This window comes from Microbispora hainanensis (assembly GCF_006874475.1).
Taxonomy (GTDB): domain Bacteria; phylum Actinomycetota; class Actinomycetes; order Streptosporangiales; family Streptosporangiaceae; genus Microbispora; species Microbispora hainanensis.
Map to the genome: position 1 here is coordinate 1 of NZ_VIRM01000140.1, position 1447 is coordinate 1447.

Annotated in this window: 1 protein-coding gene; it reads left to right on the forward strand. The window is 70.0% G+C overall.

Annotated features, from left to right (window positions below; all coding sequences use genetic code 11):
• Window positions 1-1444: ISL3 family transposase (locus FLX08_RS39850; RefSeq protein WP_142625426.1), on the forward strand; the 1444-nt coding region annotated here is incomplete at its 5' end.
• Between the last annotated feature and the right edge of the window lie 3 nt (window positions 1445-1447).

A 1447-nucleotide genomic window follows, 5' to 3' on the forward strand; every position in this document is an offset into this window, starting at 1 on the left:
GGTCATGGCCCGCACGAGGGATGAGCCTGTGCCGTGCCCGGTGTGCGGGGTGCTGACCGGCCGTGTGCACGGCTTCTGCGGCCGGACGGTCAGGGACATCCCGGTCGACGGGCGGACAGTGGTGGTGTCGGTGACAGTACGGCGCCTGGTCTGCCCGGCGCTGGAGTGCCCACGGCAGACGTTCCGTGAACAGGTGCCGGGGCTGCTGGAGCGCTACCAGCGCCGCACCAACAGGCTCACCGGCCAACTGGGAGCCGTGGTCAGAGAGCTCGCGGGCCGGGCGGGCTCTCGCCTGTCACAGGCGCTGGACGTCGCGATCTCGAGGTCCACGGCACTGCGGCTGCTCATGCGGTTGCCGCTGCCGCCACCGCGGGTCCCCCGCGTGCTCGGGGTCGACGACTTCGCTCTCAAGCGCCGCCACCGATACGCCACGATTCTCACCGACGCCGAGACCGGCGAGCGCATCGACGTTCTCCCCGGCCGTGGCGCCGACGCCCTTGAGGCGTGGCTACGTGCCCATCCCGGAGTGGAGACCGTCTGCCGGGACGGGTCAGGTGCCTACGGCGAGGCGATCCGCAGGGCATTGCCCGACGCGACGCAGGTCAGCGACAGATGGCACCTGTGGAAGAACCTCTGCGACAAGACCCTCGCCGAGGTCCGCTCCCACAGCTCCTGCTGGGCCACGGTCAACCCGGCCCGGCCCGCCGGTGTCCGAGAGCAGACCACACGCGAGCGCTGGCAGCAGATCCACGACCTGCTGGACAAGGGCGTCGGCCTGCTGGAATGCGCACGTCGTCTCAATTTGTCCCTGAACACCGTCAAGCGCTACGCCCGCACACGGCAGCCGGAGGCACTGCGCCGCGCTCCCCGCTACCGGCCCACCCTCGTCGATCCTTACCGCGATCACCTGCGCCAGCGGCGCGCCGCCGACCCGGCCGTCCCGGTCCTCCAGCTGTTCCGTGAGATCAAGGAACTCGGGTACACGGGCAGCCTCAACCTGCTCTACCGCTACCTCACTCAAGGCCGGGCCGAGGGCGATCGGCCCGTGGTCACACCACGCCGTCTGGCTCGGCTTCTGCTCACCCGCCCCGGTCGGCTGCGCGAGGCAGACACCGCGTTGCTGCAGGAACTCATGGGTACGTGCCCTGAGCTGGCCGAGCTCGCCCGCCTGATCCGTGCCTTCGCCGAGTTCCTGTCCCCGGCCGCGGGCAACGACGCCAAGCTCACCGCCTGGCTCACCGACGCCCGGGCCGCCAACCTGCCCCACCTGCACGGCTTCGCCAACGGCCTCGAACTCGACCGCGATGCTGTGAACGCCGGCATCACCTTGCCGCATCACAACGGCCGGACCGAAGGCGTCAACACGCGAACGAAGAGAATCATGCGGCAGATGCACGGCCGGGCAGGGTTCGACCTCCTACGCCACCGCATCCTGCTGCACTGAAGA